Annotated in this window: 1 protein-coding gene; it reads right to left on the bottom strand. The window is 38.8% G+C overall.

Annotated elements, in window-relative coordinates; all coding sequences use genetic code 11:
• Positions 1 to 112: 112 nt before the first annotated feature.
• A partial coding sequence (locus AC1DPQ_RS27135) for a coiled-coil domain-containing protein (protein WP_477611474.1) occupies positions 113 to 1,591 on the bottom strand: 1,479 nt, incomplete at its 5' end.

Here is a 1,591-nt window from a genome sequence, read left to right as displayed (position 1 = left end):
GAGTACAGCAGGACTGAAGACCGCCAATGGTAGTGACTTTCATTTTCTAATTTAAAAAATGTAAATAAAAGATTGCTTCGTCGTACCTCCTCGCAATGACGAAAAAGCTGAGTTAAGCTGCTACTTCCCTTAAATCGACCGCTACAACCCTCGAAACGCCCTGCTCTACCATGGTTACCCCATAAATAATATCGGTACTGGCAATAGTCCGTTTGTTGTGCGATACAATGATAAACTGCGATTGATCGGAGAATTTACGGATAATATTATTGAATTTATCGATGTTGGTATCATCCAAAGGCGCATCAACCTCATCGAAAATACAGAAAGGTGCAGGTTTTAGCAGGTAAAGCGAAAACAATAGCGCCGTAGCCGTTAATGTTTTTTCTCCACCAGATAACTGATTGATGGATAAAGGTCTTTTCCCTTTCGGACGGGCAATAATATCAATATCGGCCTCCAAAGGATTATTGATATCTGATAAAATCAGGTCGCAGCTATCTTCTTCGTTAAATAAAGAACGGAAAACTACGATAAAGTGCTCACGGGCCTGGGTAAAGGCCTGCATAAATTTATCTTTAGCCGTATCGTCTATCTCTTTAATCGTTTGTAAAAGATCGGTTTTTGCAGCATTAAGATCCTTTTTTTGGTTCTGGATAAAAGTATAACGTTCTTCCATTTCTTTAAAGGCTTCCATTGCCATAGAGTTAATGGCGCCAAATTCGTCGAGTTGACGTTTCATTCGCTCTACCTTTTGACGGAGATCAAACTCACTTTCTAAAACTTCAATTTCAGTATCTGTTTCTAAAAGATCGTTGATGTCGATGTTGAATTCGACAGCTAAACGTTCTTTTAATGCATTCAGATCGATTTTTAATGCGTTTTTTTTATCCTTAATCTCCGTTAATAAGAAATCTGTTTCTTCGCGGGTTTTACGGATATTGGTCAGGTCGTTTTCAACCTCGTTAATGCTTCCTTTACTGGTGAAATAAGCTTGCTCAGCTTCTGCAAGCCCTTTTTCCATCTCTTCACGTTGTTGATACATCTCTAAAAGCGTATCGTCGTTCAGGTCAGTGTGCTGTAATGTTGCCGTAATTTGGGTTAGTGCTTCCTGTAATTCTTTGTCGTTTTGTGCGATGCGCTTATTTAAAGCTTCTTCCTGCACAAAACGATAATCTAAATCTTTTTCTAAACCTGATAACTTATTTTGTTGTTGATGGAAACGGATGTTATCCTGGTTGTATTTGCTTGCGCTTTCGTTTACCTGATCGGCAATTTCCTGATAATTAAGCTGTTGTTCCTGCAAGTTTACGTGTGCTTCTTGCTGGTCTTTTTGCAATTGAACCAATGCCGGCAATTTTTCCGATAAGGCTTTTTCTATGGATACTATCTTTTGGGCAATATCTGTTTTACGGTTTTCGCTGGTGGTAATAAACTCCTGGTACTGATCGCGACGGGTCTGTACAGAAATATGTTCATTGTTTAAACGGTTCATTTCTTGCTGCAAAGCATTGATCTGATTGAGTTTTGAAGCTTCTTTCAGGTTAAATATGTTACCAGTTTCGGCTTTAATTGCTGCATCATACTGATT

This window comes from Pedobacter sp. 01T416_2 (assembly GCF_056398925.1).
This window is presented reverse-complemented; position numbering and strand designations above follow the sequence as displayed.